This is a genomic window from Ruegeria sp. H4, from assembly GCF_056533065.1.
The window spans coordinates 1,340,426-1,367,081 of sequence record NZ_JBQFOC010000001.1 but is presented as its reverse complement, the minus strand read 5'-3'; the positions used below and the strand labels follow the sequence as shown (position 1 = coordinate 1,367,081).

The window sequence follows — 26,656 nt, the reverse complement described above, 5'->3', positions numbered from 1 at the left end:
CCGGAGCTCTGCGGACATGAGCAAATCCCCCGACGCATTTCGCACGATCTCTGAAGTTGCGGATTGGCTCGGAGTTCAGGCCCATGTTCTGCGATTCTGGGAAAGCCGGTTCACTCAGGTCAAACCCGTTAAACGCGCCGGAGGGCGGCGATATTACCGCCCGAACGACATGCTGCTGCTGGGCGGCGTCAAGAAACTGCTGCATGAAGATGGGGTGACGATCAAAGGTGTTCAGCGGATTTTACGCGAACGCGGCGTTGCCCATGTCATTGGATTGTCCCATGGGCTGGACGAGGCCTCCGCGGCCATGCCACAGGCTGCGGAAGAGACGGTTGTCCCCTTCTCGCCCGCGCCTGCGCCCACCTCTGAACAGATTGATATGGACCTCGGCACGCCTGTCGCGGCCCCTCAGGCAGAGGCTCAAACCGAACCGGTGGCCGCCGAACCCAAGACGCAAGACCCGGTGCTCGACACGGCGCCGCTGACAGGCGGTCTGGCGTCTTTGGTCTGGAATCGCGCAGAGTTCGACCCCGATCTTCTGAACAAAATCGCCCCGATCGCGCGGGATTTGCGCAGCTGGCTGGACCGGATCGAAGCCAAGATGGCGGGATAGGAAAAAGGCAGTGTTTTCCTCTTGCCCCTGCCGGGAATTTCTTTATGAACACTCCAACGTCGGGCTATGGCGCAGCCTGGTAGCGCGTCCGTCTGGGGGACGGAAGGTCGCAGGTTCGAGTCCTGCTAGCCCGACCATATCACACCGACGTTTGTGGCACATTGGCCAGATCCCGCTCTGGCATCAGGGGGGATCGGAATGACAGGTGTATGCCCAAACCAGCAGATTGAAGCGATGATCGCACGCGGTGAGATCAGTGCTACCCCCGATGTCATCCCCGCTCAGGTGCAACCTGCCAGCCTTGATCTACGTTTGGGAACAGTAGCTTACCGGGTCCGCGCATCCTTTCTGGCAGGCGAAACCCGGTCCGTCGCCGACCGCTTGGCCGAGTTTGAGATGCACCGCATCGACATCACCGACGGGGCCGTTCTGGAAAAAGGCTGCGTCTACCTCGTGCCGCTGATGGAATCGCTGGCCCTGCCCGGCCACACCAGCGCCGTGGCCAACGCCAAAAGCTCAACCGGGCGGCTGGACCTGCTGACCCGTACCATCACCGATGGTGGGACCGAGTTTGACCGGATTCCAGCGGGTTATACAGGGCCTCTTTATGCCGAGATTTGCCCGCGCTCCTTCTCGGTTCTGGTCCGCCCAGGCATGCGTCTGAACCAGATCCGGTTCCGCCAGGGTCAGGCGGTTCTGACCGACGCGGAACTGACTGATTTGCATGCCGCCTCACCTCTGGTCGATGGCCCCGCTGTCATTCAGGACGGGTTGGGCTTTTCTGTCGATCTGCAACTGCCTGATACCGATCTGGTCGGCTATCGTGCCAAGCCCCATACCGGTGTGATCGACCTGGACCGCATCGGTGAATACGACCCTCAGGAATACTGGGAAGAGGTGCGTACCAAGGATGGGCGTATCATTCTGGACCCCGGCGCCTTCTACATTCTGGTCAGCCGCGAGGCGGTGCATATCCCGCCGATGTATGCCGCCGAAATGGCGCCCTATCTGGCCATGGTTGGTGAGTTCCGTGTGCACTATGCAGGGTTCTTCGATCCCGGTTTTGGCCATGCCGAGGCTGGCGGAGCCGGATCGCGCGGCGTGTTGGAAGTGCGCTGCCACGAGGCACCCTTTGTGCTGGAGCACGGGCAGGTCGTCGGGCGATTGGTCTATGAGAAAATGGCCGAGATGCCCACCCAGCTATACGGCGCTGGCATCGCATCGAATTATCAGGGACAGGGCCTGAAACTGTCCAAGCATTTCAAGGCTACAGGCTAGGCTTCAGAATTTCATGAACCGGCGCATCTGGCGCGTTACTCGATGCGCCTGCCTTAGGTTCTTCGCGTGACGCGGCGCACTGGCATTCTTCGGCGCGCCCGTATTCGAGGGTGCCTGATCCGGGTTCCCGCCACGACGACTGGCCATATCGATGCCCTTGTCGATTCCTTTGTTCACTAGGCGCCGCATGACCTGTCGCACGATCATGTCGATGATCCGATTGGCGTTCATTGCTCAACTCCGTTTCTTCTGCCTCAAGATAGCGTTCATCTGCGGCAACAAAAGGGCCGCTTGATCAATCTTCCTCGAACAGTTCGGTTTGATCCTCGTCTTCTGCCTCGTCCTGCCCCTCGCCCAGTGGCATTGCACTCGGTGGTGGGCGGTTTTCGAGCAGCCCGGCGGCGCGCAATTCCTTGAGGCCTGGAAGATCACGGGCGTTTTCCAACCCGAAATGGTCCAGAAACTCTGGGGTCACCACAAAGGTCACCGGACGGCCCGGCGTCATGCGCCTGCGACCCAATCGAATCCACTCCATCTCTAGCAGTTGATCAATCGTCCCGCGCGATACGGAAACCCCGCGAATCTCTTCGATCTCGGCCCGAGTGCAGGGCTGGTGATAGGCCACGATGGCCAGCGTCTCAATCGCAGCGCGGCTCAGCTTGCGGGTTTCAACCGTTTCCTTCTGCATCAAAAATCCGAGGTCGGGAGCGGTGCGGATCGCCCAGGCCTCACCCACCTTGACCACGCGCACGCCGCGCCCTTCGTACCGTTTCTGAAGCAGTTCAACCGCCTGCGCCGCATCGCTGCCATGCGGCATCCGCGCTTCGAGATCGGCAACCGTCACTGGCGCGGCGCTGGCAAACAGCACTGCTTCGACCATGCGTTCCTGCTCGGCCAGCGGGGGCGCTTCAAACAGGGTACCGGTCTCTTCGGGTGTGTCAGTCACGTGTTTCGGTCCTCTTGCGCAATTGGATCGGAGCAAAGGTCTCGCTTTGCTTCATTTCCATGTGTCCTTCTTTCACCAATTCCAGCGAGGCCGCAAAGGTCGCCGCTGTGGCCGAGCGGCGGCGAACTGGATCAGCCTCCCACCCCTCCGGCAGGTAGGTCTCCATATCGGTCCAAGCCCCGGCGAACCCGATCAGCGGGCGCATCCGTTCCAATGCTTGTTCCATGGTAAACACGGCATCACGGTCCATTACAAAGGGCCGGAACTCGTCCCGTGTGCGGATACGGGCATAACCCTGCATCAGGTCCAGCAGCGTCGCGGAATAGGTCACCGTGCGGATGCGGGTGACGTCCTCGCTCTGCCCGCGCTTGAAGAAATCACGCCCCAATTGGTCTCGTGCCATCAGACGTGCAGCAGCATCTCGCATGGCTTGCAAGCGTTCCAACTGGAACGCCAGATGCGCGGCCAGTTCCTCGCCCGAGGGGCCTTCGTCATCCGGGTCCGGTGGCAGCAACAAGCGGGATTTCAGAAAGGCCAGCCAAGCGGCCATGACCAGATAATCCGCCGCAAGTTCGATCCGTAGCGCGCGGGCCTTTTCCACGAAGGCAAGATATTGCTGCGCCAATGCCAGAACCGAGATTTTCCGCAGATCCACCTTTTGAGTGCGCGAGAGGGTCAGCAGCACGTCCAACGGGCCTTCGAACCCGTCGACATCAACGATCAACGCCTCGGCTGCCAGTCGATCGGCGACCGAGACCGGGTCTTCGCTGAAAAGGTTATCGTTCATATACCTGCCCGCCCATTAGGGCAGATAGTTCCGCTTCGGTGGCCTCGATGTCAAGTTCCTGCGGGGGCTTGCGCATCGCTAAGGCCCGTTCGGCGCGGGCCTGCGCGACTTCGGTCATCTGACCGGCGGCCTTAAGCACCTCGGCGCGTTCAACCAAGCTGGCATTGCAGTGCAATACTACGTCGCACCCGGCCTCGATCGCCTGACGCGACAGCTCAGCCGCCGAGCCGCTCAGCGCCTCCATCGAGATATCGTCGGTCATGATCAGACCGTCAAAACCAATAACGTCTCGGATCACCGTCATCATTTCGGGCGAGATGGTCGCCGGGAGCGGGTCAACCTGCCCGAACACCAAATGCGCGGTCATGCCCATCGGCAGATCATTCAACGCACGAAACGGTGCAAAATCAGTATCTTTCAGCTCCTCCAAAGGCAGATCGACCAAAGGCAATTCAAAATGAGTGTCCAGCGTTGCACGTCCGTGACCCGGCATGTGTTTCACCACGGGCAGAACACCGCCATCCAGATGGGCCTGCGCCACGGCACGTCCGATGTTGCCGATGGTGTCCACGTCTACGCCGTAACACCGGTTGCGCAGAAACGCATGGGTCTCAGCCCGGGCCAGATCCAACGTGGGTGCGCAGTTGCTATCGATCCCGAGCTCGAACAGCTCATGCGCGATCAGGCGATAGCGCAAATACATGGCCCGTTCGGCCTGTTCTCCGGCCCGGTTGGCATGATCCAGCGGAGGCATCCACACGCGGGCCAGAGGCGCGCGCAGACGCTGAACGCGCCCACCTTCCTGATCTATGGTGATCGGACAATTGCGCCCGACAGCCTCGCGGAAATCATCGCAGAGGGCCCGGATTTGATCGGCGCTATCGATATTGCGGGCAAACAGAATGAACCCAAACGGGTTCATGTCGCGGAACAGGGCCCGTTCATCGTCGGTTAGCCGCAGTCCCTCAGCATCGGTGATCGCAGCGCCAAATGTCACCGGACGGCGACCGGGATGCAGTCAGCGCCTTGTGCAACGAGCGCGGCACAGAACTGACGCGAGTCGCTCAGATCCTCGAACCCCAACACGCGCAGCCGATAGAAGGTGCGCCCTCCGCTTGAGGTTTTCTGGATAACACGCTGTTTTCCATCCATATACTCACCGAATTGGCCGCTCAGACGCACCCATTCGGCTTTTGCCACATCCGGGCTTTCAAAGGCGCCCAACTGGGCCAGACGGGTTCCTTTGCTGAGTGTATTGGGGTCGATATCCAATCCAACAGCCGCCTTCACTGCCGCATTGATCGACGCCTCGGAGGTATCGACAGCAGGCGCGCGACGCGCCGGGCGCGTATGCGGGCGCAATGACCGGCGCACACCGGGCAGTTCCGCAATCGCCGGGTCCGGCAGTGCAGCGGCCAGATCGGCCGGGTCGATGGCGGGTTCTTCCTCGGGCGCGGCAAGGGATGCAACCTGCACACCCGGTGCGGCCTCTTGATCGGCACGGGCCGCCTCGCCTGCCAGTTCCGCCACCAGAGCATCAACCGCGTTTTGCCGTAGCGCTGCAGCCTCTTGGTTCGAGATCGGTTCTTCCACCACGTGAAGTGCCGGAGTGGGCTTCAATTCGCCTGCCGGTAGGTCTTCGTCCGTCAACGAGACTGGACGCGGTGCAAGGATCAGGCGATCCGCAGGGGCCGCAGCCGTACCTTCGGCAGCCACGGCGTTCACCGCAAGCCCCTGATGATCGGCAGGTCGTCCGCCTGGATTTTCAGGCTGGATACGCATCGGACCTTCGGCGGCACGCACGACCGGTACACCGCTGACATCGCGCATCACCAGCTTGTAGCTCCAGACACCAACACCGGCGACCAAGGCCAATGAAGCCACCGCCCCCAGCACATTTACCATCCGCGCGAGCCCAAACGCACCGCGTGGTTCATCCTCGGGATAGACATCCTGAGCCTGTGATTGATTCGGATAGTGCATATGCTCGGGGTCGTGATGCCCCGAGTAATCGTAACTCGCCATGTTGCCTCACCGCCCGACTGCGCCTTAAATCAAAGCGCGCGGGTCATTTCTTGTCTGCCTCAGACCGGCGGTTCGGGCGGTATTGGTTACCGCATCTCCTGCGCCGGAGTAACGCCAAGAATACCCAAGCCTGCTGAAATCACAACCGAAACGGCACGGGCCAATGCGATTTTCGACTGGCTTGTGGCAACATCGCCATCCTGGATGAACCGCAGCTGGGTTTCTTCGTTGCCCTTGTTCCAAAGAGCGTGAAAATCCCCGGCCAATTCATAGAGATAGAAGGCAACCCGGTGCGGTTCGTTGGTGCGGGCCGCGATCTCAACCAAGCGTGGCCATTCGGCCAGTTTCTTGGCCACAGCCAGCTCTGAGGCATGATCGATCTTGCCCAGATCGGCGCCGACAAGGGTTGCGTCATCGGCGGCAATCTCAGCCTCGGCGGCGCGGCGCAGCACGCTCATGACGCGGGCATGGGCGTATTGCACGTAGAACACAGGGTTCTCGCGGCTCTGCTCCAGCACCTTGTCGAAATCGAAATCCAGAGGCGCGTCGTTCTTACGTGTCAGCATCACGAAACGGGTCACATCCGGGCCAACCTGATCGACCACATCGCGCAGGGTTACAAAGTTCCCGGCCCGTTTGGACATCTTGAACGGCTCGCCATTTTTCCACAGCTTCACCAGTTGGGTCAGCTTGATATCCAGCGGCACTTTACCGTCAGACAGAGCCGAAACAGCCGCTTTCATCCGTTTTACATAGCCACCATGGTCTGCACCAAACACATCGATCAGCGCATCAAAGCCACGGGTCACCTTGTCATAGTGATAAGCGATATCGGGGGCGAAATAGGTCCATGCGCCGTCCGACTTCTTGACAGGGCGGTCAACATCATCGCCATGTTCGGTCGATTTGAACAGGGTCTGCTCGCGCGGCTCCCAATCCTCGGGCTTCTTGCCTTTGGGTGGCTCCAGCACGCCTTCATAGATCAGGCCCTTGCCGGTCAGCGACTGCAACGCGGCCTCGATCCGGCCCGTGCCATAGAGGGATTTCTCCGAGAAGAACACATCCATCTCAACGCCCAGCGCCTTCAGGTCTGCGCGGATCAGGTCCATCATCGCGTCGGTCGAAAACTCGCGCAGATCTTCCAGCCATTCGCTTTCCGGCTTGTCGATCAGGTTGTCGCCATATTTCTCTTTCAGCGCCTCGCCGATCGGGATCAGATAGTCACCAGGATAGAGGCCCTCAGCAATCTCGGGGCTCAGACCATTGGCTTCGCGATACCGCTCGTAGGCGGACCGCGCCAGCACATCGACCTGCGCGCCTCCATCATTGATGTAGTATTCACGCGTCACGTCGTGGCCGGAATAAGCCAGCAAACTCGCCAAGGCGTCCCCAAATACCGCCCCCCGCGTATGACCAACATGCAGCGGGCCAGTCGGGTTGGCCGAGACATATTCCACGTTAACCTTCTGCCCCTGCCCCATGGTCGAGCGGCCATAGTCGGTGCCCTGCTCCAACACCGCCGCCAACACGCCCTGCCAGACCGACGGTGCAAGCCGCAGGTTCAAAAAACCCGGGCCAGCAACTTCGGCACTGGCGATCCGTCCGTCTGCGGCCAGCTTCCCGGCCAGAACATCCGCAATGTCACGCGGCTTCATCTTCGCCGGTTTCGCCAGCACCATCGCCGCGTTGGTCGCCATGTCGCCATGCGCCGCATCGCGCGGAGGCTCGACCGCCACGTTGTCAAAGCTCAGCCCCTCGGGCAGCGCGCCTTCGGACTGCATCTGCGCCAGCGCGTCCAGTACCAGGGCGCGGATCTCGGAAAACAGGTTCATTACGGATGTCCTTTTGCTTGCCGGGCGGTTTACCACGCAAGGCGTGAACGTCAATGGATCGCGCAAGTTTGCGCTTGGCTTCAATCCATAGCCCGCTAGTCTCGATAGGGCCTGACTAACCGGAGACTACCTTATGCGCCTTGCCCTACCCCTTGCCCTGCTGCTGACAACCTCGCTGCCTGCCGTGGCTTAGATGCCCGCCCCCACCGGTCACGTCCTGCTGACGCTTGGTGGTGCGGTGACCGAAACCAATCTGCCACCCCGTGGCGAGAATGACGGCGGTCTACTGGGCTTTCTAGATGTTCAGCACGAGGGCGCTGCCGGTTTCGACGCAGCAACTCTGAACAGCATGGAACAGGTCGAGATCACTATCCTCTATGGCCCCGAAGGCAACCAGCGACAGATCGCTTTTTCCGGACCTCTTTTGGCAGATGTTATGACATTGGCGGGCGCTGTCGGCAAAACCGCAAAACCCATGGCCATGGACGGCTATCAGTCGGAGATTTCGTGGGACAGCATCACGTCGCATCAACCCATCTTGGCCACGCATGCTGACGGGTCTCCGATGGGAATCGGCGGCTATGGCCCAACGATGATCGTATTCCCTCCGACAGATGATGAAGAGCTGGCGCAAGAACAAGCCGGGCAACAGGTCTGGGCGCTGGCTTACATCGAGGTTGAATAATCAATGCCCGGTCAAACGAGCGTGATCCTGCAGCGCGAACCGATCCGTCATCCCGGCGATATAGTCAGATACGATCCGGGCCAGAGCAGTTTCATCCTGCGCAGCCTCGATATCCCCATGCCAGCGCACGGGCATCTGTTTGGGATCATTGAGGTAGATCGGAAACAGTTCCTCAACAACCGCACTGACCTCGGCCCGAACCTGCATCACGCTGGGCGCGCGGTACATGCGCGCAAACAGGAAGGCGCGGATCTCTTCTAGTTGCGCCCAAAGAGCAGCTGAAAACTGGACCACCGGATGGCCGAGATGGCGGATATCCTCGACCGTCTGCGCCCCAGACTTAGCGATCAGGTCCCGCGACGTGTCGATCACGTCCGAGACCATCACCCCAAACACCCGCCGCAACGCCTCGTGCCTGCGGCGATATGGGTCCAGACCCGGATACTTGCGATCCACCTCAGCATAGCAATCCCCCACGATGGGCAATTGCTGAATGTCCTTATCCGTGAACAGATCAGCACGTAAGCCATCCAGCAGGTCATGATTGTTATAGGCAATGTCGTCTGACAATGCAGCAACCTGCGCCTCGGCGCTCGCATGAGTGTACAATTCCAGATCGAAACCGGCATTGCATTCTGCCAAGGCCCACGGAAGCTCTCCGACAACCGGCCCGTTGTGTTTGGCAATGCCTTCCAGACATTCCCAGGTCAGGTTACAGCCATCAAATTCAGCATAATGCCGCTCCAGCCGGGTCACGATCCGAATGGCCTGTGCGTTATGGTCAAAACCGCCATAGGGCTGCATCAATGCGTGCAGGGCGTCTTCACCAGTATGCCCAAACGGGGTATGGCCCAGATCATGCGCCAGCGCCACCGCCTCGGTCAGTTCCGGGTTGAGGCCAAGCGCACCGGCAATCGTACGCGCCACCTGAGCGACCTCGATGGAATGCGTCAACCGGGTGCGATAGCTGTCACCTTCATGTTCGACAAAGACCTGCGTCTTGTGTTTCAGCCGCCGAAAGGCGCTGGCATGAATGATCCTGTCCCGATCCCGCTGAAAGCATGATCGGAAACTGCTTTCTTCCTCTGGCACCAGCCGCCCCCTGGCGCGGCCTGGATCCGAGGCAAAACCCGCTCTGTCCAAAGGTCTTGTCCTTGTCGCCCGTCCTTTGGTTGCATATATTGCAGCGCGAGAAGGAAATAAACCTTTGGAGTCTGGCATGAATCTGCCCCCAACAGTTACTGAACGCGCCTTTGAGCGCCTCGCCGAAATCGGCGCGGCGGATCAGGGGCAAGCATTGCGCGTCGCAGTGGAAGGCGGCGGATGTTCCGGTTTTCAATACGAAATTGCGCTGGACCAACCCAAAGAGGACGATCTGGTGCTGGAAGGCAAAGGGCAAAAGGTGATCGTAGACTCGATCTCTCTGCCGTTTTTGGAAGCCGCTGTCATCGATTTCACCCAGGAACTGATTGGCGCGCGGTTTGTGATCGAAAACCCAAACGCAACCTCCTCTTGCGGATGCGGCACATCATTTTCGATGTAACTTAACATATGGGGGCTCTGCCCCCGCCGCGGCAAGCCGCGCCTCCCCCGAGGTATTTTCAAACAGAAGAAGTATGAGAAACCGCCCACCTTCTTCTGTTCCCAAATACCTCGGAGCGCGAGGCAGAGCCTCGCAACCCTACCCTCCATCTTGCCGTTGGGCCGGTTCTGCGCGATAGGTTGCCCTGAGGCATCGGAGGACCGCGTATGAAAATCGCCACGTTCAACATCAACGGCATCAAAGCGCGGGCCGAGGCCCTGCCCCGCTGGCTGGATGACGCGCAGCCCGATGTGGTTCTGTTGCAGGAAATCAAATCCGTCGATGAGAACTTCCCGCGCGAGATGTTTGAAGACCGGGGGTACAACGTCGAAACCCATGGCCAAAAAAGCTTTAATGGCGTTGCCATTCTGTCCAAGCCACCGCTCGAGGACGTCTCGCGCGGCTTGCCTGGCGATGAAGAAGACGAACAGGCGCGATGGATCGAGGCCACTGTTGTCGGCAAGCAGGCGATCCGGATTTGTGGGCTCTACCTGCCGAATGGAAATCCGGTGCCGGGGCCTAAATACGACTATAAGCTGGCCTGGATGGAGCGTCTCTATGCGCGCGCCAAAGACCTTATGGCAAGCGAGGAGCCCGCATTGATGGCGGGCGACTACAATATCATCCCGCAGGACGAGGACGCCAAACGCCCCGACGCGTGGCGCGAGGATGCGCTGTTTCGTCCAGAAAGCCGCGCGGCGTTTCGCAAAATTCTAAATCTTGGATTTACCGAAGCCTTTCGCGCCCGCACGCAAGGTCCCGGGCATTATTCATTTTGGGATTATCAGGCCGGTGCTTGGAATCGAAATGACGGCATCCGGATCGATCATTTCCTGCTCACCCCGCAAGCGGCTGATCTAATGCGCGATTGCCAGATCGACACCGATATACGCGGGCAGGAAAAACCATCAGATCATGTTCCCGTCTGGGTGGATCTGGACATTTGACCGCTCAGGTCGTCACATCGTGGCTGTAAACCCATTCATATCGGCGTGACAGATGCAGGCCGATCACTGAAAGCGCTAGCTGCGCAGTGATCCTTTTGGGGCCTTTAAGGTGAAAGTTGCGGGCATTTGCAGCTGCAGCCGCAACGACGCGCTCAGCGCGCGGCAGACGCGCCGCCTCATAGGCCGCCAGAGCGCTGCTCATCTCTGAATGATCGTCAAAGCACCGGGCCAAAACCCATGCGTCTTCAAGCGCCAAGCACGCCCCTTGCGCCATGAAGGGCAGTGTTGGATGCGCGGCATCGCCCAACAGAGCCATGCGGCCGTCCTGCCATGTGCTTGCAACCGGTCGCAGGAAAAGCGCCCAAAGATGTGCCTCTTTCACGTCGGCGAGTATGTCGCGCACCGGCCCTCCAAAATCCGCGAAACGGGCGCGCAGATCATCTGGATCGCCTTGCCTGCGCCAACCTTCTTCTTGCCAGTCTGATCGCTCTTCGATCGCAACAATATTCATCAAGCTCTGGTCGCGCAGCGGATAGGTCACCACATGGCGGCCTGGGCCCATCGTGAGTGTGGCGCGCGGTTGGGCCTCAGCCCCCTTCCATGGAACTGTCGCGCGCCAAGCAATCTGATGAGTGAATACGGGTGTCTCAGACCCGTTCAAGCTGGGCCGGAGCGTACTGCGTCCGCCATCGGCGGCGATGACGCAATCGGCGCGCACAGGCTCGCCGCTTTCAAATACAAGTTCGACCTCGGTCGGGTGTTTCCGCAACTCAGCGACACATGCGCCCAAACGGATATCGATCCCGGCGGTTTGGACCGCCTGAAGTAGCAGCCCCAAAAGATCGGCGCGATGATAGTAATAGGTTGGCCCGGCCTTAGGGCCTGGCAACCGACTGATGATACGACCCTTGCGGTAGTCGCGCAGCACGGTTCCGTAGGACCTTTGGCCCAAGGGCGGAATATCGGACACGACACCCAATGCGCGAAGTACGCACATCCCATTTGGGCTGATCTGCAAACCCGCGCCCACTTCGGTCAGGGCGGCGGCCTGCTCAAATACGGTTACCCGCGCCCCGCGTTGCTGCAAGGCAAGCGCGGCGGCCAGACCACCTATGCCACCGCCCACAACGCAGAATTTCAGCCCGTCGAGTTTCATCCCTTGGGCTTAACGCAAAAACGCCGAGGCGACAGGCCCCGGCGTTCCGAATTTTTTGCGATTTTCAGCGATCAATCGTCGCGGTGAACCTTCTCGCGGCGCTCGTGACGCTCTTGCGCTTCCAACGTCATGGTCGCGATGGGTCGCGCATCCAGACGCTTCAACGAGATCGGATCACCGGTCTTTTCGCAATACCCGTATTCGCCCTCGTCGATGCGGCGCAGGGCCGAGTCGATCTTGGCCACCAGCTTGCGCTGGCGATCCCGCGTGCGCAGTTCCAGCGCGCGGTCGGTCTCCTCGCTTGCGCGATCAGCGACATCGGGAATGTTACGGGTATTGTCCTGCAGCCCTTCGATCGTATCGCGGCTGCCTGCAAGTAACTCTGTCTTCCAATCCAGCAGCTTGCGTCGAAAATACTCAAGCTGACGATCATTCATGAAAGGCTCATCTTCGGCCGGGCGGTAATCATCCGGCAGAAAAACTTCCTGCTTCATATCTGCTCCCTCGGTATGGCCAGAAACGTCGGTCGCGGTTGTATCACCTGACATTTGGCACCCCCTTCTGCGCAGCGTTTATCCGACGGGCACGGGATTGTCACTACACAAACTTGGGTCAGGCGCGCCCAACGCCTGACTGGTCTAAATGTGATACTTGAAACGGAAAAAACGCGTTTTTCGGTGAACTTCTGTGGGTGATTTTGTGGCAGTTCACAATCAGTGAAGCAGAAAAATCGCCGCGAATCGCGTTAGGCGATGGCGTTTGCGCGGAAAATTGCGGTTGAGTCGACGCAGCGACCCGGGTTGTCAAAATCACTGGCTCTCTGTAACCGGGAATGCACCACGCGCAGCCGCGCGCAAGAGCTTGAGGGGCCCATGACTGCACGTTTCCAAGGCACAGCCGAATATGTTGCCACCGACGACCTGACCATCGCCGTAAACGCGGCCGTGACGCTGGAACGCCCCTTACTGGTTAAAGGCGAACCCGGCACCGGCAAGACCGAGCTGGCCAAACAAGTGGCAGGTGCTTTGGGCCTGACGATGATCGAGTGGAATGTGAAATCCACCACCCGCGCACAGCAGGGCCTGTACGAATATGACGCCGTCAGCCGACTGCGGGACAGCCAATTGGGCGATGAACGCGTACATGATGTGTCAAACTACATCCGCAAAGGTAAGCTGTGGCAGGCCTTTGACGCCGACGAAAAAGTCGTGCTGCTGATCGATGAGATTGACAAGGCCGATATCGAGTTTCCCAACGACCTTTTGCAGGAACTCGATAAGATGGAGTTCCACGTCTACGAAACCGGTGAAACGATCCGGGCCAAGCATCGACCGATCGTCATCATCACGTCGAACAACGAAAAGGAACTGCCCGACGCCTTCCTGCGCCGCTGTTTCTTTCACTATATCCGTTTCCCGGACGAGGCGACGATGCGCCGGATCGTCGAAGTGCATCATCCCGGGATCAAAGATGCCTTGCTGACCACGGCCCTGACCCAATTCTACGAAATCCGCGAGACTCAAGGCTTAAAAAAGAAACCTTCAACCTCTGAGGTATTGGATTGGCTGAAATTGCTGTTGGCCGAGGATCTGACACCTGAGGATCTGAAGCGCGACGGGGCAAATGCGTTGCCCAAGCTTCATGGGGCGTTGCTGAAGAACGAGCAGGACGTTCATCTGTTCGAGCGGCTGGCCTTTATGGCACGCAGCAAACGTTAGCCTGCTGTTGAATAGGTTGTGAACGCGGCTTGCCTTGGGGCGGGTCGGATGTCAGCATCGGGCAACCGGGGCTCAGTTTATCAATAGGGACGTATCGCTTGGCCAATGCAGCAGAAATTCGCCCCTTGCGGGCCGCGGACAAGGATCAATGGGCCGAGATGTGGCAGGCCTATCTGGACTTCTATGAAACGACTCTGCCTGCTGAGATTTATGAATCGACTTTTGCACGGTTGCTTGGGGACGATCCGCAGGATTTTTCCTGTTTCGTTGCCGAACAGGACGGCGTGTTGGTTGGGTTAACGCACTATCTGTTTCACCGCCATGCCTGGAAAGTGGAGCGGGTCTGCTACCTGCAAGACCTCTATGCCCGCCCCGAGGCGCGCGGGACCGGTGTAGGGCGCGCATTGATCCAGGCGGTGTATGACGAGGCCGACCGGCAGGGTGCGCCAACGGTCTATTGGTTGACGCAGGATCATAACCAGACAGCACGCCAGCTCTATGACCGGATCGGCACGCTGACGCCCTTTATCAAGTACAACCGCTCATGATGCGATGGGGCGCCCTTGCCGCGGTATGCCTGCTCTCGGCCTGCGCATCGGTCGAGCGGATTGAACTGCCGGGCAATGTGACAACCATTGAACAGGCCCTGCCCCCGGCCAACAGCTTTACGACGTCTCGGCCCACCGCTCCGGCCAGGTCCAACACAAATATAGCGGCTGATTTCCTCGATCTGCATTTTGCCTTGGAAAGTGGCACACAGCTGCCCGTGTTCACCCGGTTTGAAACCCCGGTCACGGTGCGGCTGACCGGTAAGCCCACCCCCAGCATGCAAAGCGATCTCGCCCGATTGCTGACCCGACTGCAGAGAGAGGCCCGGATCAATATCCGGCAGATTTCTGAAGGTCAGGCCAATATCACCATTGAGGCCGTCAGCCAGCGCGACATTCATCGTATCCTGCCGAATGCTGCGTGCTTTGTGGTGCCCAACTCCTCCAGCCTGGAAGAATACCGCCGGGATCGTCGCAAGGCCAAAAGCAGCTGGACCGAACTGCGACAGCGGGAACGCCTGGGCATCTTCATCCCCTATGATGTCAGCCCACAGGAAATGCGCGATTGCCTGCACGAGGAGTTGGCACAGGCGTTGGGGCCGCTGAACGACCTGTATCACCTACCCGATTCCGTGTTCAACGACGATAACATCCATACCGTCCTGACCGGCTTTGACATGCTGATCCTGCGGGCTGCCTATGCGCCGCAGTTGAAAACAGGCATGACGCGCGAACAGGTTGAGGCCGCCCTTCCCGCTGTGCTGAGCCGTCTGAACCCGCGTGGAGACCGGTTACCAGTTCAGCCCTTCACTAAAACACCGCGCGCATGGATCGACGCCATCAATAAAACGTTGGGTCCCGGCCCCGGATCACCCCGACAGTTCCGCTTTGCCCAGAAGGCCGCAGAGATCGGGCAGCAACAGGGCTGGACCGACCATCGCCGCGCCTATCCGCATTATCTGATGGGTCGCATGATCCAGTTCCGCGACCCTGCTACAGCACTGCAACAATATCAGATCGCCCTGCACTTCCTGAATGCCACACCAGGAACCGAGGTACATCGCGCCCATGTCACGGCACAAACCGCCTCTTTCGCGCTGGCTCGGGATCAAGGCCTCAACGTGTTGCCTGATCTGGACAAGGCTATAGATGTGATGACGCGGGCTGAAAACGCTTCGCTTCTGGCAACTCTCCTCTTGTTGAAATCCGAGGCGCTCATGCAGGCTGGGCAGGTACAGCAGGCACGTGCCGTCAGGCTGGACAGTCTGGGGTGGGCGCGATACGGGTTTGGCGCAGATGTGGTGGTGAAATCCCTGGCGGAAAGCCGTGCGACCAGATCAGCCGGTAACAACATAGGCGGATGACAAATACATGCTGGTAGTCCTGGGAATGGCTGTTTTGGGTGCGATACTTGGCGCTTGGAATGCGCGCAAACGCAATGGGAACGGCGCCGACATAGCTCAGTACGCAGCTGTTTATGGCATTGCCTTTGCCTTGATGGGACTTGTGATGTCGCTGATCCTGGTCCGACTGGTAATTTGACCAATGTTCCTGCCCTTTTTTGAGAACCTCCGTAAAGCTGGCATTCCCGTTTCTCTGCGGGAGTATCTGACCTTTCTGGAAGGGATGAAAAAGGGTCTGGCCACCTATGATGTCGAGGCGTTCTATTACCTCGCCCGAGTGTCGATGGTGAAGGATGAGCGCAATATCGACAAGTTCGACCGCGCCTTTGCCGCCAGTTTCGAAGGGCTGGGAGAGATCAGCTTTGATCAGGTTCTGGAGGCGGTCGACATACCCGCCGACTGGCTTGAGAAAATGGCCGAAAAGCACCTGTCGGCTGAAGAAAAGGCCGAGATCGAAGCACTTGGCGGGTTTGACAAGCTGATGGAGACGCTGCGCGAGCGTCTGAAGGACCAGCAGGGCCGCCATCAGGGGGGCAATAAGTGGATCGGCACCGCCGGAACCTCTCCTTTCGGGGCCTATGGCTACAACCCCGAAGGCGTGCGGATCGGCCAGAAGGAAAGTCGCCATCGGCGTGCGGTCAAGGTCTGGGACAAGCGCGAATTCAAGAACTTGGACGATACTGTTGAACTGGGAACGCGCAACATCAAGGTCGCCCTGAAACGCCTGCGCCGTTGGGCGCGCGAGGGCGCTGCCGAAGAGCTGGATCTGGACGGCACGATCCGCGCCACGGCGGAACATGGCTATCTGGACGTCAAGACCCGGCCCGAACGTCACAACGCGGTCAAGGTTCTGCTGTTTCTGGACGTTGGCGGGTCAATGGACCCACATATCAAAGTGGTCGAGGAACTGTTTTCCGCTGCGCGGACCGAGTTCAAGCATCTGGAGTACTACTACTTCCACAATTGCCTCTATGAGGGCGTGTGGCGCGACAATCGCCGCCGCTGGGACCAGCAGACGCCCACACATGAGGTACTGCGGACCTACGGCCCCGACTACAAATGCATCTTCGTCGGCGACGCCTCGATGAGCCCTTACGAGATCGCCTATCCTGGCGGGGCCAATGAGCATTGGAATCAAGAGGCGGGTCAGGTTTGGTTGCAACGCGCACGCGAAAAATGGGCGTCAAACCTGTGGATCAACCCGGTGCCCGAGAAATACTGGGAATATACCCATTCCATCGGCATGATCCGCGAGATTTTCGAGGATCGAATGGTGCCGATGACTTTATCCGGCCTAGAACAAGGCATGCGCGAGTTGACGCGGTAGGCCGCAAGATTTGCTTCGAGACTAAAGCCATCTTCACTGGCATGCATTACGATAGAACGACATTTCTTAGCCGGTGTTTTTTGTGTTCAGTCAAGGCACTCAGGGTCTGACGCGCATTTTGACAGCCCATCCAGCAACGCATCACCGATTTCACCATCTGGCCCGCCCGCATAGTGACCGGCGGATTGAAGGCGAAGCTGCCAGAGCGAAATGTCTTCTGAACTTGCGCTTTCCAAACCTCTGTGCCATGCGGCAAGCGCAGCTTGCGGGTCCCCAAGACGATGGTGAGAAAAGCCGAGTTTCGTGTATTGACGATCAATCACCTCGTCCGAGATTTCATTGCCCTCTTCCCGTTTCGATGCAACTTCAAAGAAATCATTAAGTGAGCTGATTGCCGCTTCGTCGTCCCCGAGATCAAAATAGACATCTGCTTTCCCGGCATGTGCAAAAGCATTGTCCGGCAGATTCGCAAGAACCGTGTCGAATTCGGCAAGCGCGCGCTCCGGCTCATCAAGATCTGCAAAGCTTCGAGCCAGCAGTGTACCAAAAGAAGGCCCAGCAATCTCGCGAGCAGCGGGTGTACTCAGCCTTTCGCTCCTTGCTATTGCTTCGTCAGTTTCCCGTACAAACCGCTCTGCAGTACGGAGCGCGAAGTCGTATTCCGGTTTGATTGCCAAAGCACGTTCAATCGCCGTCTCAGATTCTGCGTATCGACCAAGTCGCAGCAGGACATCACCAAGGACGGCCCATGCAACGTGGTCATTTGGGTATAGAGCCAAAACATGATTCAGGTCGACTTCTGCGTGATACGGCAGTTCAAGATGCTGGTAGTATAGCCAGGCGCGATCCAGTCGCACTAGAGCGTAGTTGGTGTCGAGCAAAACGGTTCTGGAGTATGCCTCAAGCGCCGCATCATAATCCTCAAGCTTATCCAGAATTCGCCCTTCGCGATGCTGATTTAACACTGAGTTCGGAACGGACGCGAGAACAAACCTCGTATCTGCCAACGCTTCCGAATACCGCTTCATTTCATAGTATGTGCTCGCCCGACTGCTGTGGCCAAAATCAGATGCCGGGTCAACCTCCAGAAGATGATTGAACAACGACAAGGCTTTATCATACTCATCCCTTTTCAAGTAGATCAGACCCAGATTGTGTAGAGGCGCTGTCCAATCTGGCGTGATTTCAAGAGCTGCAAGATAGTCGACCTCGGCCAAACCGGGATCTTGTTTTGCCAGAAACAGAGCGCGGTGAAACAGGGCCTGCGATCGAGTGTGTTCTGGAATATCGTCATAGGACAGAAGCGATGTGCAACCAGCGATGCGCTGCGCATCGGATTTGCCTTTCGAGAAGCATTTCTTGGCTTGCGCTTCAACGCCAAAAGGCGCGGAAACCACTAGAACAACGGCGGCCAGAGCGATACCGACAGCGGCCAGTCGAATTTTGTTCATGAGAGACTTTCAAAATATCGGATGCGGTAGAATAACCTTTTAGAGTTACATACATTCTCAGTATCGCGCGTCAATCACGAGAGGCAACCTGCGTTACTTCATGCGTCCCTAAACAAGGGACCTTGCAGTGCCTAACAATCAGAGCAGCCGTTTGTTGCCTCCGTAGCCTTCTCTTTTCAGGAGTGCAAAACACACCAACAATGGGCGTCAAACCTGTGGATCAACCCGGTGCACGAGAAATACAAGGAATACACTCGTTCCATCGGCATGATCCGCGTGATTTTCGAGGATCGAATGGTGCCGATGACCTTGTCCGGGCTTAAATAAGGCATGCGTGAGTTGACGCGGTAGGAGATGCTCCTTGAGGTCATCGCGCTGATGTTTCGAGGGCTAAAGGCCGTTGATCTTTAAGGTTTTACAACCCGGCCACTCCGACTAATGTGCATCCGGAAAAGTGGAACTTGCGCCTGCGTTTCTGGGCGTTCGATGCTCCCATGCCAGATCTGAGGTTTATTGATGTCAGAAGAGTTCTTTGAAGACGATGGCTCGGTGTCTTATCGCGGGGTCTGGATTCAAAAGGCGCCCGGATTGTTCACACGTCGAATTTTGAAATCTATGAGGTTGGGGCGGTACGAAACCGCAGAATTGCGTCATGCCGAGCGGTGCATCGAACAAGGCGAGCGTGTTCTGGATATCGGGGCTGGAGTTGGTTTCTTGTCGACCAAGATCGCGCAGATCGAAAAGGTGGATAAAGTTGTATCAGTCGAAGCAAACCCCGCATTGATTGACGTAATACGCACGACGTTTGAAGGAAACGGGGTTTCCCTTAAGGCCGAGTGTCTTCATGGCATTCTGGGTCAATCCTCAGATGGCGACACAGTCGATTTCTATATTAGAAAGAACTTCTGGGCGTCGTCGCTGAATGGTGACGAACGCGCCTTCATTGACAAAGTCGAAGTACCGATTTTGGATTTCGATGCGTTAATTGCAAGGTTTGCCCCGACGATGATCATTTGCGACATCGAAGGTGGTGAGTTGGAGCTTTTCCAGAAATGTCACCTCCGCTCTGTACCTCGCCTTGTGATTGAAGTTCATCCGGGAATTTACGGTCAAACCGGACTGGCCAAGGTGTTTCAGGCCGTGATGGATCAGGGGTTTGTTCTGGATATCCGTGCTCCACGTGCCGGTGATGTACTCACATTTCTGAACATGGATCACTTGGCGGAGTGAGACCGAGGGATCCGGGTGATGGGCCTGTGTATCTGTTTCTCGGGCATTTGATCTGCTGAAGAATTATGTTGCCCTGCTGCTGCGGCGCCCCCATATCTGAGCCATGTTGCGTTTCACCCCGATCCTGCTGGCCATTGCTTATGGCCTTGTGATGTACCGGATTTCCGTCTGGCGCACCCATCGTGAGCTGGATCAGAAATCAACCGAACTGGCCGATCCTGTATTGAAGAGGATGACCGACCGGTTGGCCGCCGCTTTGGATATCGCGCGGGTTCCGGTTTATATCTATGAGATCGATCCGGTGAATGGGTTGGCCGCACCCGATGGGCGCATTTTCATCACCCGCGGGTTTTATCGCAAGTTTCGAAATGGAGAGGTTTCAGCCGAGGAAATGGCCAGCGTGATCGCGCATGAGCTGGGGCATGTGGCATTGGGTCATGCCAAGCGGCGGATGATTGATTTTTCCGGCCAAAACGCGATGCGTACAGCGCTGATTATGGTGCTGAACCGGTTCATTCCCTTTATCGGCGCGATGATCGCCAATGCGCTGACCTCATTGCTGGCTTCGCGCCTGTCACGCCAGGATGAATATGAGGCCGATGAATACGCCGCCGCTTTGCTGACCAAGGCTGGGATCGGGATCGAACCGCAAAAGTCCTTGTTTCACAAGTTGGAGGACCTGACCCAGCAAAGGGCTGGAATGGTGCCAGCCTGGTTGATGAGCCATCCGAAGACACGAGAGCGGATTGCAGCGCTGGAAGCACTAGAGCAGCGTTGGAGTGCGGGCGGCCAGGCTTAGGCAGCGAGGGGCCAGCCCCTCGCGCTCCCCGGGATATTTGTAGCCAGGTGAAGGGGATCGCGCCTATTGGGAAAGGGCTTTGCCCAGGCGTGGGAGGCGCGCCTTTTTCATCAACGCGCGCAGGGTCCATTGGTCGCCAGAGAGGCGGTTGGCTTCATCAAGAACGCGGTTGGCGATGGTGGCCATACCGTTGGGGTCCGAGAGCCAGAAACCGTGCAGCAAGCCATCGGGATCACGGCGGTCGAGCCCCTCTTCTGCCAGGATATTTTTCGGGAAATCCTTTGCGTTGACCGTCACGATAATGTCGGCTGAAGCGGCTATCGCGGTTGCCAGAACGTGGATATCTGCAGCATCAGGCAGCCAAAGGCGGTTTTCGAGCCCTTGTGAGGTCGCGCGTTCGGCTTGTGGCCAGTGCGCCTGCGTCAGCGCGATTTCAGCGCGGGCTTGCGCCTCACCCTCGGGACCCAGCTTGCGGGCGGCGCGGGCCCATTCTTCGAGAATACGGGCGGACCAGATCGGGGTGAAATGACCCAGGCTGGCTGCGCCCAGCAGCATCTCTCGCATCACTGTCGGGTAGATGACGCAGGTATCGAGAACCGCCCTCACAGACGGTAGAACACGGCTTTGAGGTAACCGCTTTCTGCCAGCTGTGGCAGTTGTGGGTGATCGGGACCTGCGAAACCAGTGTGGATCAGCTGTGCCTGCCGGCCAGCGCGGCCAATCCCACGCGAGGACGCATCACGAAACCGGCCCAGATCGGCAGCGTGTGAGCAGGAGCAGAGGCCCAGATAACCACCGGGTTTGACCAGCGGGGCCGCCAGACGTGCGATACGTTCATAGGCGCGAAGGCCTGCATCTAATGCTTGTTTTGAGGGTGCAAAGGCGGGCGGGTCGCAGATGACCACATCGAATAGGGCGCCCTCATCGCCCAGCTGGGTCAGCACATCGAAGGCGTCGCCTTGGCGGGCATGAAAACGGTCGGCGCAGCCGGTCGCCTCGGCTCCTTGGGCTGCCAACTCCAATGCGGCGGCGGAGCCATCGACGCATGTGGCGTGCGAAGCCCCTCCGGCCAACATGGCAAGGCCAAAGCCGCCTACATGGCTAAACACATCCAGTACCGTTGCTTCGGGATGAACCAAACGGGCGGCGAAGGCGTGGTTGGGGCGCTGGTCGTAGAACAGGCCGGTTTTCTGGCCTCCAGTCAGGTCGGCCATATAGGTCGCGCCGTTCATGGGCACAGGCAGCGGCGCGTCTGGTGCTCTACCGCGTAGGGTTTGGTTCACGTCATCCAGCCCTTCCAAACCGCGGGTCCGGCCTGAGGCGTTCTTCAGGACCATCGTTACTCCGGTGACGTTGACCAACGCATCAGTGAGCCTTTCCAAATGCGCCTCGGCCCAGGCGGCGTTGGGCTGGATGACACAGGCGTCTCCGAAACGGTCGATGATCACGCCGGGAAAGCCATCGGTCTCGGCATGGATCAGGCGGTAATATGGCGCGTCGAACAGGCGCTCGCGCATATCAAGCGCACGGCGCAGACGGGTTTCGAACCAGTCGGCGTTCAAATCGGCCTCAATCTCGCGATCCAATACGCGACACATGATTTTTGAGTCGGGGTTCACCGCGACCAAAGCGATAGGTGCGCGCTTTTCATCCTCAAGCACGGCCAGCGCTCCGGCCGGGATTTTTCGAGTGCGGCGGTCGGTGACGATGTCATTCGCATAGACCCAGGGAAACCCATGTCGCAGGCCGCGCGCATTGGCTTTGGGTTTCAGACGGATACGTGGGTGATCAGTGGTATTGGTCATGGCCCTCTATTAGTGATGCACGCGCCGGGGGAAAAGCCCTAACGCGGGCGCGAGCGCCAACCGCCACGTCGTTTAGGCGCTTGTGAAGCTCGCAGCCCCTCGGCCATGACCTGAGTCATCGGGTGGTCGGCATCCTGCGCAGCATAGGTGGCGTGCAGGGTGGTCAACGCCTGCTTCTGGTCCTGCCCCTCCGGCAGGCTGAGCGCCCAATCGAGGAAGATGCTGCGGCATTCCTGCAAAGCGATGCCCTCGATATTATAGGCTTCGCGGATCAGGCCCTTGGGGTCGTTGGGATCAGTGCTGCGTGCCATCTTTGCCCTCTTTGATGACGCTGCCGATGATTTCGGCAGCGGTCGCGTAAGTGTCTTGTAGCGCGGATTGCAGTTGCTCAACCTGTTCAAACCCAGTGGCCCTGCACAGGAACGCCGCACCTCCCTCACCAATCTTGTCAGCCTCGATCACCTTGCCCGAAAGCAGCCGCGCTGCGCATTGCACGGACCAGCATAGATCGTAGCTGTCTTTCAGAGTTTGCGCCTGCGCGACATCCAGCAACTCGGCAACGACGGCGCCATCAAGGCCGGAGGGCACATCGCGATCCGCGAGACCTGCCATCAACGCGCCGGTTTGCGCCATCAGTTCGATATCCATCAAACGGCCGGGGCCATTTTTGGCATCCCAAACTCCGGCAGGGGCTTTCGCGGCGGCAAGCCGCGTGCGCATTTCGGCCACTTCGTGCAAAACCTTCTTCATATTGCGCGAACGCGACAGGAAATCAGCCCGAAAGGCTTCGATATCCATGGCCAGCCCCGCGTCACCCGCCACCAAATGCGCGCGTGTCAGGGCAAGGTGCTCCCAAACCCAGGCTTCGTTCTGCTGGTAATTGGTGAAGCTGGCCCAACTGGTCGCCACCGGCCCCTGATTGCCCGACGGGCGCAAGCGCATGTCGACCTCATAGAGCCGCCCCTGAGACATCGGGGCCGAAAGCGCCGTGATCAGTGCTTGCGTGAACCGCGCATAGTAGGTGCGGGTGGCCAGTGGGCGCGGACCTTCGGACATCTCCTGTTCCAGCGGGTCGTAGATCACGATCATGTCCAGATCAGATTGCGAATTGATCTGCCCTGCCCCAAGCGACCCCATACCCAGAATGGCAGCACCACGCCCCGGAGCGGGGCCATGCTTGCGGGCGAAATTCTCGGTCACATGAGGCAGGATCGAAGCGATAATAGCCTGCGCCAGTTCTGCATATTGGCGACCCGCTTGTGCGCCGTTGATCAGCCCGCGCAAATGGTGCACCCCCACACGGAAATGCCATTCCTTGCACCAGCGCCGCGCCAGATCAAGCTGGGTTTCATAATCCGCCTCTGCCGCCAAAGCCTGTTCCAGCTCGGCCTGCAGATCTTGCTGCCCGGGCCAGTCAGCAAAGAAACTGCCGCCTATGACCGCATCAAAGACCGAGGCATTGCGGGACAGATGCGAGGCCAGCGCGTGGGACGTGCCCACGATATCAATCAACAAATCGATCAGCTGCGGATTGGCCTCGAACAGGGAAAACAGCTGCACCCCGGCGGGCAGCCCGGCCAGAAACCCGTCAAGCGCCACCAAGGCCTCTTCCGGTTGTGCTGTCTTGGCGAGGCGCGACAGGAGTTCAGGTTTGAGCCGGTCAAAGATGCGCCTGCCCCGTTGCGAACGCAGCGCCGGGTAAGAGGCCCAGCGGGCCAGGATGCTTTTGTCGAACGTAACCTCTTGCTCGGGCGTCGGGGTCGCACCAGGACCGGGGGCAAAGAACCCCTCGGTCAAGTCATGCACCTCGGTCAATCGGCGGGTCAGGTCGGTCGTCAGCTCGGTACTACTGATCCCCATCAGGCAGGCCACACGTTCGATACCGTCCTGGGATTGCGGCACTTTGTGGGTCTGAGCATCATGGATCATCTGAATCCGATGTTCGACCTCACGATGCGCGCGATAGTGGTCGGTTAGCTTTTGTGCGACCTCTTCGGGCACCCAGCCTTTTGCAGCCAAAGCAGCCAAACCGGGAACCGTTCCGCGCACGCGTAGGTCCGGGTCGCGCCCACCGGCGATCAATTGGCGGGTTTGGGTGAAGAACTCAATCTCCCGAATACCGCCCTGCCCCAGTTTCATATCATGGCCAGGAATCGAGAGGCTGCCACCCGTCCCCTTATTCTCACGAATGCGCAGGCGCATGTCATGGGCGTCCTGAATGGCGGCAAAATCCAGATGCCGACGCCAAACAAAGGGGCGCAGAGTTTCCAGAAACCGCTCTCCGGCAGCGATATCGCCCGCACAGGCGCGCGCCTTGATATAGGCGGCGCGTTCCCAAGTTCGGCCAAGGCTTTCATAGTACCGCTCGGCCGCTTCCATCGCCATACAGACCGGGGTCACCGCCGGATCAGGCCGCAGCCGCAAATCGGTGCGAAAGACATAGCCGTCAGCAGTTTTGTCGCTGAGCGTGGCGCAGAAGTTGCGTGTGGCGCGGACCATCCCATGCCGCGCATCGTAGAAATCATCCGGGTCATGACGTGTTTCATCGAACAGTACGATCAGGTCGATATCCGAGCTGTAATTCAGCTCATGCGCGCCCATCTTGCCCATCGCCAAAATGACCATCCCAGCAGCGGTTTCGACGTCATCTTCGGTCATTCCGGGCAGTTTCTTGCGCCGGATCAGGGCGGCGATCTCGGCCTTGGCCGCGACATCTGCCGCCAACGCACCAAAATCGGTTAGCGCGGCGGTCACTTTTTCCAAAGGCCACGCACCCGAGATATCGGCCAGCGCAGTCAGCAGCGCCATCCGGCGCTTGGCAAGCCTCAGACCCGACTTCAGCTGATCTGGGGCCAAAGCCCGCGCCGCATCCATAAGCTCAACCATGGCCTGATCCGGCCCGGACAGCGCTTGCGGCAGCCAGTCTCTCTCGCGCTCAATCAACCCTTTCAGATAGGGGCTGGACCCGGCGGTTCCGGCGATCAACTCCCCTTGTTCAGGTGTCAAATCCGCCAGCAAATCACGTGTTTCATCGCCCAAAGACGGGTCGAACGCGCGTGGCAAACGGGTGATGGCCAAACTGTCACTCATATCGCGACCCTGCGCATTGCCTCACCCCAAGGTCAATGGGTCAAACGCATCACGCGTTCTGAACCGGCGTGTCCTGACTGAAACTGTTGACCCACTTGTCATGCCGACGCTCCCACAGCGAGGAAATCAGCATCGCCTCCCACCTGGCTGCACCAGGCCGCACGTAGTCGGCGCGATAGGATAGCAAGACGATGTCCGCCGTCAGAACCCGCAGCTTTTCCTCGCTCAGTCTGAATTCAGCCATCGTCGGCGCATCGGCAAATTGACCAACGTGATCGTCCCGATTGGCAAAGCCCGACGGGTAGACACCCAGAAAGTCGGCGCTCAGAAGCGCGCGATCCGCGCTGGCATCCCCGACAACCAGCGCGGTCCAAACCTGCTTTTCCAGATCCAGTATTTCGGCAATCGAAGGGGCGGTGTTGTTTTCATCCATAGTCATAATCGTTTGTTACGCTAATCTGCGGCTGCACGAAAGAAGGCGAATGTGCAGCTACGAACAGCGATCAAAGATATTTTTTAGGCAACATGTCAAAGGTCACAAGCCTGAAGAACGATCAACAAAGCCCGATGCGGCATACGCTCAACCTTGCCTCGGTTTTTGAACCAAAATAGGCTCATTCCATGTGTGGTAAGTTTGCAGCCGGTCACCTAACGCAGAAACAGATGCTCGCGACTCTGGAGTACTTTCTTTATGGAAAAGTCTCTCCCGATCTACCCAAGCCGCTGCCCTCTGGGGGCTATAACGTCTCACCGACCGATCAGGTCAATATGATCCGCTGGGATGGCGACACTGCCGAACTCACGTCCGCCCGCTGGCAGCTAAAGGATCCGCGCAGTCAAAAGCCCATGATCAATTCCAAGATTGAGAATGTCGCGTTCTGGCAGGACTATTGGAACAACGGCCGGTGTCTTATCCCGGCGCTTGGATACTATGAATGGCAAAAGGATCAGGGGCATGGCTGTCCGACCTATGTCACAGTCAAACGTAATGAACCGCTTATGTTCTTTGCCGGGTTCTATCGAACGCACGATGGGCGGCACAGCTGCACCATCATGACACGTAAACCAAGCCCCCAGATAGCGCACATCCATAATCGCATGCCGGTCATTCTGACCCCTTCAGAGATCGAGACTTGGTTAAACGGCGTCACAACACCACAAGAGGCGCAAGAGACGCTTGGTACGGGATATGAGGGGCGATTTGAATATCATACTGTGAAGCCGATCAAACGCGCATCCGACGGCGAAGACCTAATCGAACCCTACACGCCCCCGATCCAGAGCAAGTTCGACTTCTGAAAACGATAGAACGCGCGCGCTGCTCAGCCCTGTTCTGTCGATGCTGCAAACATCCGTTCAATAAATTGAATAAAACACTGGCGCGCTACAATAGCTGCGTTCTGTGAGGGTACAGGTTCCCGGTCATCCGACTCG

General features: G+C 58.5%; 28 protein-coding genes, 1 tRNA gene and 1 pseudogene. 15 read left to right on the top strand and 15 right to left on the bottom strand.

Annotation, left to right across the window (positions count from 1 at the left end; genetic code table 11):
* Nucleotides 1-16: 16 nt before the first annotated feature.
* The 3 genes from ACR0KG_RS06955 to ACR0KG_RS06945 all read left to right on the top strand — a co-directional run bounded on the left by ACR0KG_RS06955 (nt 17) and on the right by ACR0KG_RS06945 (nt 1,891).
* The gene (locus tag ACR0KG_RS06955; RefSeq protein ID WP_480826830.1) at nt 17-613 is read left to right on the top strand and encodes a MerR family transcriptional regulator; all 597 of its coding nucleotides are present in this window, start codon (nt 17-19) and stop codon (nt 611-613) included.
* 60 nt (nt 614-673) lie between these two features.
* Nucleotides 674-750, top strand: a tRNA-Pro gene (locus ACR0KG_RS06950).
* Nucleotides 751-811: 61 nt separating this feature from the next.
* Nucleotides 812-1,891: a 2'-deoxycytidine 5'-triphosphate deaminase gene (locus tag ACR0KG_RS06945; protein WP_480826829.1), complete on the top strand. Its 1,080-nt coding sequence runs from the start codon at nt 812-814 to the stop codon at nt 1,889-1,891.
* A gap of 3 nt (nt 1,892-1,894) precedes the next feature.
* On the opposite strand, the gene ACR0KG_RS06940 is transcribed toward ACR0KG_RS06945, so the two are convergent.
* From ACR0KG_RS06940 to argS, 6 genes are all read right to left on the bottom strand, one after another.
* Nucleotides 1,895-2,122 (bottom strand): hypothetical protein, encoded by a 228-nt coding sequence (locus tag ACR0KG_RS06940; protein WP_480542578.1) that lies wholly within the window; start codon nt 2,120-2,122, stop codon nt 1,895-1,897.
* 64 nt (nt 2,123-2,186) lie between these two features.
* Nucleotides 2,187-2,837 (bottom strand): SMC-Scp complex subunit ScpB, encoded by a 651-nt coding sequence (gene scpB / locus ACR0KG_RS06935; protein ID WP_480546918.1) that lies wholly within the window; start codon nt 2,835-2,837, stop codon nt 2,187-2,189.
* Nucleotides 2,830-3,624: a segregation and condensation protein A gene (locus ACR0KG_RS06930; RefSeq protein ID WP_480546916.1), complete on the bottom strand. Its 795-nt coding sequence runs from the start codon at nt 3,622-3,624 to the stop codon at nt 2,830-2,832. The genes scpB and ACR0KG_RS06930 overlap by 8 nt, the downstream gene beginning before the upstream one ends.
* On the bottom strand, nt 3,614-4,621 hold the full coding sequence (gene nagZ / locus ACR0KG_RS06925) for a beta-N-acetylhexosaminidase (RefSeq protein WP_480826828.1): 1,008 nt from the start codon (nt 4,619-4,621) through the stop codon (nt 3,614-3,616). Before nagZ ends, ACR0KG_RS06930 begins: the two co-directional genes overlap by 11 nt.
* Nucleotides 4,618-5,649: an SPOR domain-containing protein gene (locus ACR0KG_RS06920; protein ID WP_480826827.1), complete on the bottom strand. Its 1,032-nt coding sequence runs from the start codon at nt 5,647-5,649 to the stop codon at nt 4,618-4,620. Before ACR0KG_RS06920 ends, nagZ begins: the two co-directional genes overlap by 4 nt.
* An 86-nt stretch (nt 5,650-5,735) precedes the next feature.
* Nucleotides 5,736-7,481, bottom strand: coding sequence for an arginine--tRNA ligase (gene argS, locus ACR0KG_RS06915; protein ID WP_480826826.1), 1,746 nt, complete (start codon nt 7,479-7,481; stop codon nt 5,736-5,738).
* Nucleotides 7,482-7,674: 193 nt separating this feature from the next.
* On the opposite strand from argS, the gene ACR0KG_RS06910 reads away from it, so the two are divergent.
* Nucleotides 7,675-8,166 carry a putative pterin-binding protein gene (locus tag ACR0KG_RS06910; protein WP_480826825.1) on the top strand — a complete coding sequence of 164 codons (492 nt, stop codon included), beginning with the start codon at nt 7,675-7,677 and terminating at the stop codon, nt 8,164-8,166.
* Here ACR0KG_RS06910 and ACR0KG_RS06905 read toward each other — a convergent pair whose 3' ends face one another.
* Nucleotides 8,167-9,309: a deoxyguanosinetriphosphate triphosphohydrolase gene (locus tag ACR0KG_RS06905; RefSeq protein WP_480826824.1), complete on the bottom strand. Its 1,143-nt coding sequence runs from the start codon at nt 9,307-9,309 to the stop codon at nt 8,167-8,169.
* A gap of 76 nt (nt 9,310-9,385) precedes the next feature.
* Between ACR0KG_RS06905 and ACR0KG_RS06900 the strand changes: the two genes are divergently transcribed.
* Entirely contained in the window at nt 9,386-9,709 is a 324-nt protein-coding gene (locus ACR0KG_RS06900; RefSeq protein ID WP_480826823.1) for a HesB/IscA family protein, read from the top strand.
* A 206-nt stretch (nt 9,710-9,915) separates the two neighbouring features.
* Nucleotides 9,916-10,695, top strand: coding sequence for an exodeoxyribonuclease III (xth, locus tag ACR0KG_RS06895; RefSeq protein ID WP_480546904.1), 780 nt, complete (start codon nt 9,916-9,918; stop codon nt 10,693-10,695).
* Between the two features lie 4 nt (nt 10,696-10,699).
* Here the strand turns inward: xth and ACR0KG_RS06890 are convergent, their stop codons facing one another.
* The gene (locus ACR0KG_RS06890; protein ID WP_480826822.1) at nt 10,700-11,851 is read right to left on the bottom strand and encodes an FAD-dependent oxidoreductase; all 1,152 of its coding nucleotides are present in this window, start codon (nt 11,849-11,851) and stop codon (nt 10,700-10,702) included.
* 71 nt (nt 11,852-11,922) lie between these two features.
* Entirely contained in the window at nt 11,923-12,345 is a 423-nt protein-coding gene (gene dksA / locus ACR0KG_RS06885; protein WP_170450050.1) for an RNA polymerase-binding protein DksA, read from the bottom strand.
* Nucleotides 12,346-12,723: 378 nt separating this feature from the next.
* On the opposite strand from dksA, the gene ACR0KG_RS06880 reads away from it, so the two are divergent.
* The 5 genes from ACR0KG_RS06880 to ACR0KG_RS06860 all read left to right on the top strand — a co-directional run bounded on the left by ACR0KG_RS06880 (nt 12,724) and on the right by ACR0KG_RS06860 (nt 16,847).
* A complete protein-coding gene (locus tag ACR0KG_RS06880) occupies nt 12,724-13,569 on the top strand; it encodes an AAA family ATPase (RefSeq protein WP_480497664.1) in 846 nt (281 codons plus the stop codon).
* 158 nt (nt 13,570-13,727) lie between these two features.
* Nucleotides 13,728-14,117 (top strand): N-acetyltransferase family protein, encoded by a 390-nt coding sequence (locus ACR0KG_RS06875; protein WP_480547300.1) that lies wholly within the window; start codon nt 13,728-13,730, stop codon nt 14,115-14,117.
* Nucleotides 14,114-15,481 (top strand): DUF2927 domain-containing protein, encoded by a 1,368-nt coding sequence (locus tag ACR0KG_RS06870; RefSeq protein WP_480826821.1) that lies wholly within the window; start codon nt 14,114-14,116, stop codon nt 15,479-15,481. The genes ACR0KG_RS06875 and ACR0KG_RS06870 overlap by 4 nt, the downstream gene beginning before the upstream one ends.
* 7 nt (nt 15,482-15,488) lie before the next feature.
* Complete coding sequence (locus ACR0KG_RS06865; RefSeq protein ID WP_480826820.1) at nt 15,489-15,659, top strand: hypothetical protein; 171 nt, start codon at nt 15,489-15,491, stop codon at nt 15,657-15,659.
* A 3-nt stretch (nt 15,660-15,662) separates the two neighbouring features.
* The gene (locus ACR0KG_RS06860) at nt 15,663-16,847 is read left to right on the top strand and encodes a vWA domain-containing protein (protein ID WP_480826818.1); all 1,185 of its coding nucleotides are present in this window, start codon (nt 15,663-15,665) and stop codon (nt 16,845-16,847) included.
* Nucleotides 16,848-16,933: 86 nt separating this feature from the next.
* Here the strand turns inward: ACR0KG_RS06860 and ACR0KG_RS06855 are convergent, their stop codons facing one another.
* Entirely contained in the window at nt 16,934-18,064 is a 1,131-nt protein-coding gene (locus ACR0KG_RS06855) for a tetratricopeptide repeat protein (RefSeq protein ID WP_480546895.1), read from the bottom strand.
* Between the two features lie 432 nt (nt 18,065-18,496).
* Here ACR0KG_RS06855 and ACR0KG_RS06850 point away from each other — a divergent pair.
* The 3 genes and pseudogenes from ACR0KG_RS06850 to ACR0KG_RS06840 form a co-directional block, all read left to right on the top strand.
* Nucleotides 18,497-18,625 (top strand): annotated as a pseudogene (locus ACR0KG_RS06850) (VWA domain-containing protein); the annotation flags it as partial.
* Between the two features lie 189 nt (nt 18,626-18,814).
* On the top strand, nt 18,815-19,528 hold the full coding sequence (locus ACR0KG_RS06845) for an FkbM family methyltransferase (RefSeq protein ID WP_480546893.1): 714 nt from the start codon (nt 18,815-18,817) through the stop codon (nt 19,526-19,528).
* A gap of 103 nt (nt 19,529-19,631) precedes the next feature.
* Complete coding sequence (locus tag ACR0KG_RS06840; RefSeq protein ID WP_480542552.1) at nt 19,632-20,327, top strand: M48 family metallopeptidase; 696 nt, start codon at nt 19,632-19,634, stop codon at nt 20,325-20,327.
* A 63-nt stretch (nt 20,328-20,390) separates the two neighbouring features.
* On the opposite strand, the gene ACR0KG_RS06835 is transcribed toward ACR0KG_RS06840, so the two are convergent.
* Genes ACR0KG_RS06835 through ACR0KG_RS06815 form a run of 5 tightly spaced genes read right to left on the bottom strand, consistent with a single transcriptional unit; the run spans nt 20,391 to nt 25,655 of the window.
* Nucleotides 20,391-20,933: an RSP_2648 family PIN domain-containing protein gene (locus ACR0KG_RS06835; protein WP_480546891.1), complete on the bottom strand. Its 543-nt coding sequence runs from the start codon at nt 20,931-20,933 to the stop codon at nt 20,391-20,393.
* Nucleotides 20,930-22,132 carry an RSP_2647 family RNA methyltransferase gene (locus ACR0KG_RS06830; protein WP_480826817.1) on the bottom strand — a complete coding sequence of 401 codons (1,203 nt, stop codon included), beginning with the start codon at nt 22,130-22,132 and terminating at the stop codon, nt 20,930-20,932. The genes ACR0KG_RS06835 and ACR0KG_RS06830 overlap by 4 nt, the downstream gene beginning before the upstream one ends.
* 38 nt (nt 22,133-22,170) lie before the next feature.
* Nucleotides 22,171-22,443, bottom strand: coding sequence for a hypothetical protein (locus tag ACR0KG_RS06825; protein WP_480546887.1), 273 nt, complete (start codon nt 22,441-22,443; stop codon nt 22,171-22,173).
* Entirely contained in the window at nt 22,427-25,222 is a 2,796-nt protein-coding gene (locus ACR0KG_RS06820; protein ID WP_480826816.1) for a [protein-PII] uridylyltransferase family protein, read from the bottom strand. Before ACR0KG_RS06820 ends, ACR0KG_RS06825 begins: the two co-directional genes overlap by 17 nt.
* Nucleotides 25,223-25,271: 49 nt before the next feature.
* A complete protein-coding gene (locus tag ACR0KG_RS06815; RefSeq protein ID WP_480542542.1) occupies nt 25,272-25,655 on the bottom strand; it encodes a DUF4440 domain-containing protein in 384 nt (127 codons plus the stop codon).
* A gap of 188 nt (nt 25,656-25,843) precedes the next feature.
* Between ACR0KG_RS06815 and ACR0KG_RS06810 the strand changes: the two genes are divergently transcribed.
* Nucleotides 25,844-26,521, top strand: coding sequence for an SOS response-associated peptidase (locus tag ACR0KG_RS06810; protein WP_480826815.1), 678 nt, complete (start codon nt 25,844-25,846; stop codon nt 26,519-26,521).
* Nucleotides 26,522-26,656 lie beyond the last annotated feature (135 nt).

Excerpts from the sequence above, each read along its gene's own strand:
- xth (WP_480546904.1), top strand. The coding sequence starts at position 9,916 with ATGAAAATCGCCACGTTCAACATCAACGGCATCAAAGCGCGGGCCGAG.
- dksA (WP_170450050.1), bottom strand. The coding sequence starts at position 12,345 with ATGAAGCAGGAAGTTTTTCTGCCGGATGATTACCGCCCGGCCGAAGAT.
- ACR0KG_RS06930 (WP_480546916.1), bottom strand. The coding sequence starts at position 3,624 with ATGAACGATAACCTTTTCAGCGAAGACCCGGTCTCGGTCGCCGATCGA.
- ACR0KG_RS06880 (WP_480497664.1), top strand. The coding sequence starts at position 12,724 with ATGACTGCACGTTTCCAAGGCACAGCCGAATATGTTGCCACCGACGAC.
- ACR0KG_RS06870 (WP_480826821.1), top strand. The coding sequence starts at position 14,114 with ATGATGCGATGGGGCGCCCTTGCCGCGGTATGCCTGCTCTCGGCCTGC.
- ACR0KG_RS06830 (WP_480826817.1), bottom strand. The coding sequence starts at position 22,132 with ATGACCAATACCACTGATCACCCACGTATCCGTCTGAAACCCAAAGCC.
- ACR0KG_RS06955 (WP_480826830.1), top strand. The coding sequence starts at position 17 with ATGAGCAAATCCCCCGACGCATTTCGCACGATCTCTGAAGTTGCGGAT.
- ACR0KG_RS06815 (WP_480542542.1), bottom strand. The coding sequence starts at position 25,655 with ATGGATGAAAACAACACCGCCCCTTCGATTGCCGAAATACTGGATCTG.
- ACR0KG_RS06820 (WP_480826816.1), bottom strand. The coding sequence starts at position 25,222 with ATGAGTGACAGTTTGGCCATCACCCGTTTGCCACGCGCGTTCGACCCG.
- ACR0KG_RS06940 (WP_480542578.1), bottom strand. The coding sequence starts at position 2,122 with ATGAACGCCAATCGGATCATCGACATGATCGTGCGACAGGTCATGCGG.
- ACR0KG_RS06845 (WP_480546893.1), top strand. The coding sequence starts at position 18,815 with ATGTCAGAAGAGTTCTTTGAAGACGATGGCTCGGTGTCTTATCGCGGG.
- ACR0KG_RS06840 (WP_480542552.1), top strand. The coding sequence starts at position 19,632 with ATGTTGCGTTTCACCCCGATCCTGCTGGCCATTGCTTATGGCCTTGTG.
- ACR0KG_RS06920 (WP_480826827.1), bottom strand. The coding sequence starts at position 5,649 with ATGGCGAGTTACGATTACTCGGGGCATCACGACCCCGAGCATATGCAC.
- ACR0KG_RS06860 (WP_480826818.1), top strand. The coding sequence starts at position 15,663 with ATGTTCCTGCCCTTTTTTGAGAACCTCCGTAAAGCTGGCATTCCCGTT.
- ACR0KG_RS06890 (WP_480826822.1), bottom strand. The coding sequence starts at position 11,851 with ATGAAACTCGACGGGCTGAAATTCTGCGTTGTGGGCGGTGGCATAGGT.
- ACR0KG_RS06900 (WP_480826823.1), top strand. The coding sequence starts at position 9,386 with ATGAATCTGCCCCCAACAGTTACTGAACGCGCCTTTGAGCGCCTCGCC.
- ACR0KG_RS06875 (WP_480547300.1), top strand. The coding sequence starts at position 13,728 with ATGTGGCAGGCCTATCTGGACTTCTATGAAACGACTCTGCCTGCTGAG.
- ACR0KG_RS06945 (WP_480826829.1), top strand. The coding sequence starts at position 812 with ATGACAGGTGTATGCCCAAACCAGCAGATTGAAGCGATGATCGCACGC.
- ACR0KG_RS06910 (WP_480826825.1), top strand. The coding sequence starts at position 7,675 with ATGCCCGCCCCCACCGGTCACGTCCTGCTGACGCTTGGTGGTGCGGTG.
- argS (WP_480826826.1), bottom strand. The coding sequence starts at position 7,481 with ATGAACCTGTTTTCCGAGATCCGCGCCCTGGTACTGGACGCGCTGGCG.
- ACR0KG_RS06865 (WP_480826820.1), top strand. The coding sequence starts at position 15,489 with ATGCTGGTAGTCCTGGGAATGGCTGTTTTGGGTGCGATACTTGGCGCT.
- ACR0KG_RS06825 (WP_480546887.1), bottom strand. The coding sequence starts at position 22,443 with ATGGCACGCAGCACTGATCCCAACGACCCCAAGGGCCTGATCCGCGAA.
- ACR0KG_RS06810 (WP_480826815.1), top strand. The coding sequence starts at position 25,844 with ATGTGTGGTAAGTTTGCAGCCGGTCACCTAACGCAGAAACAGATGCTC.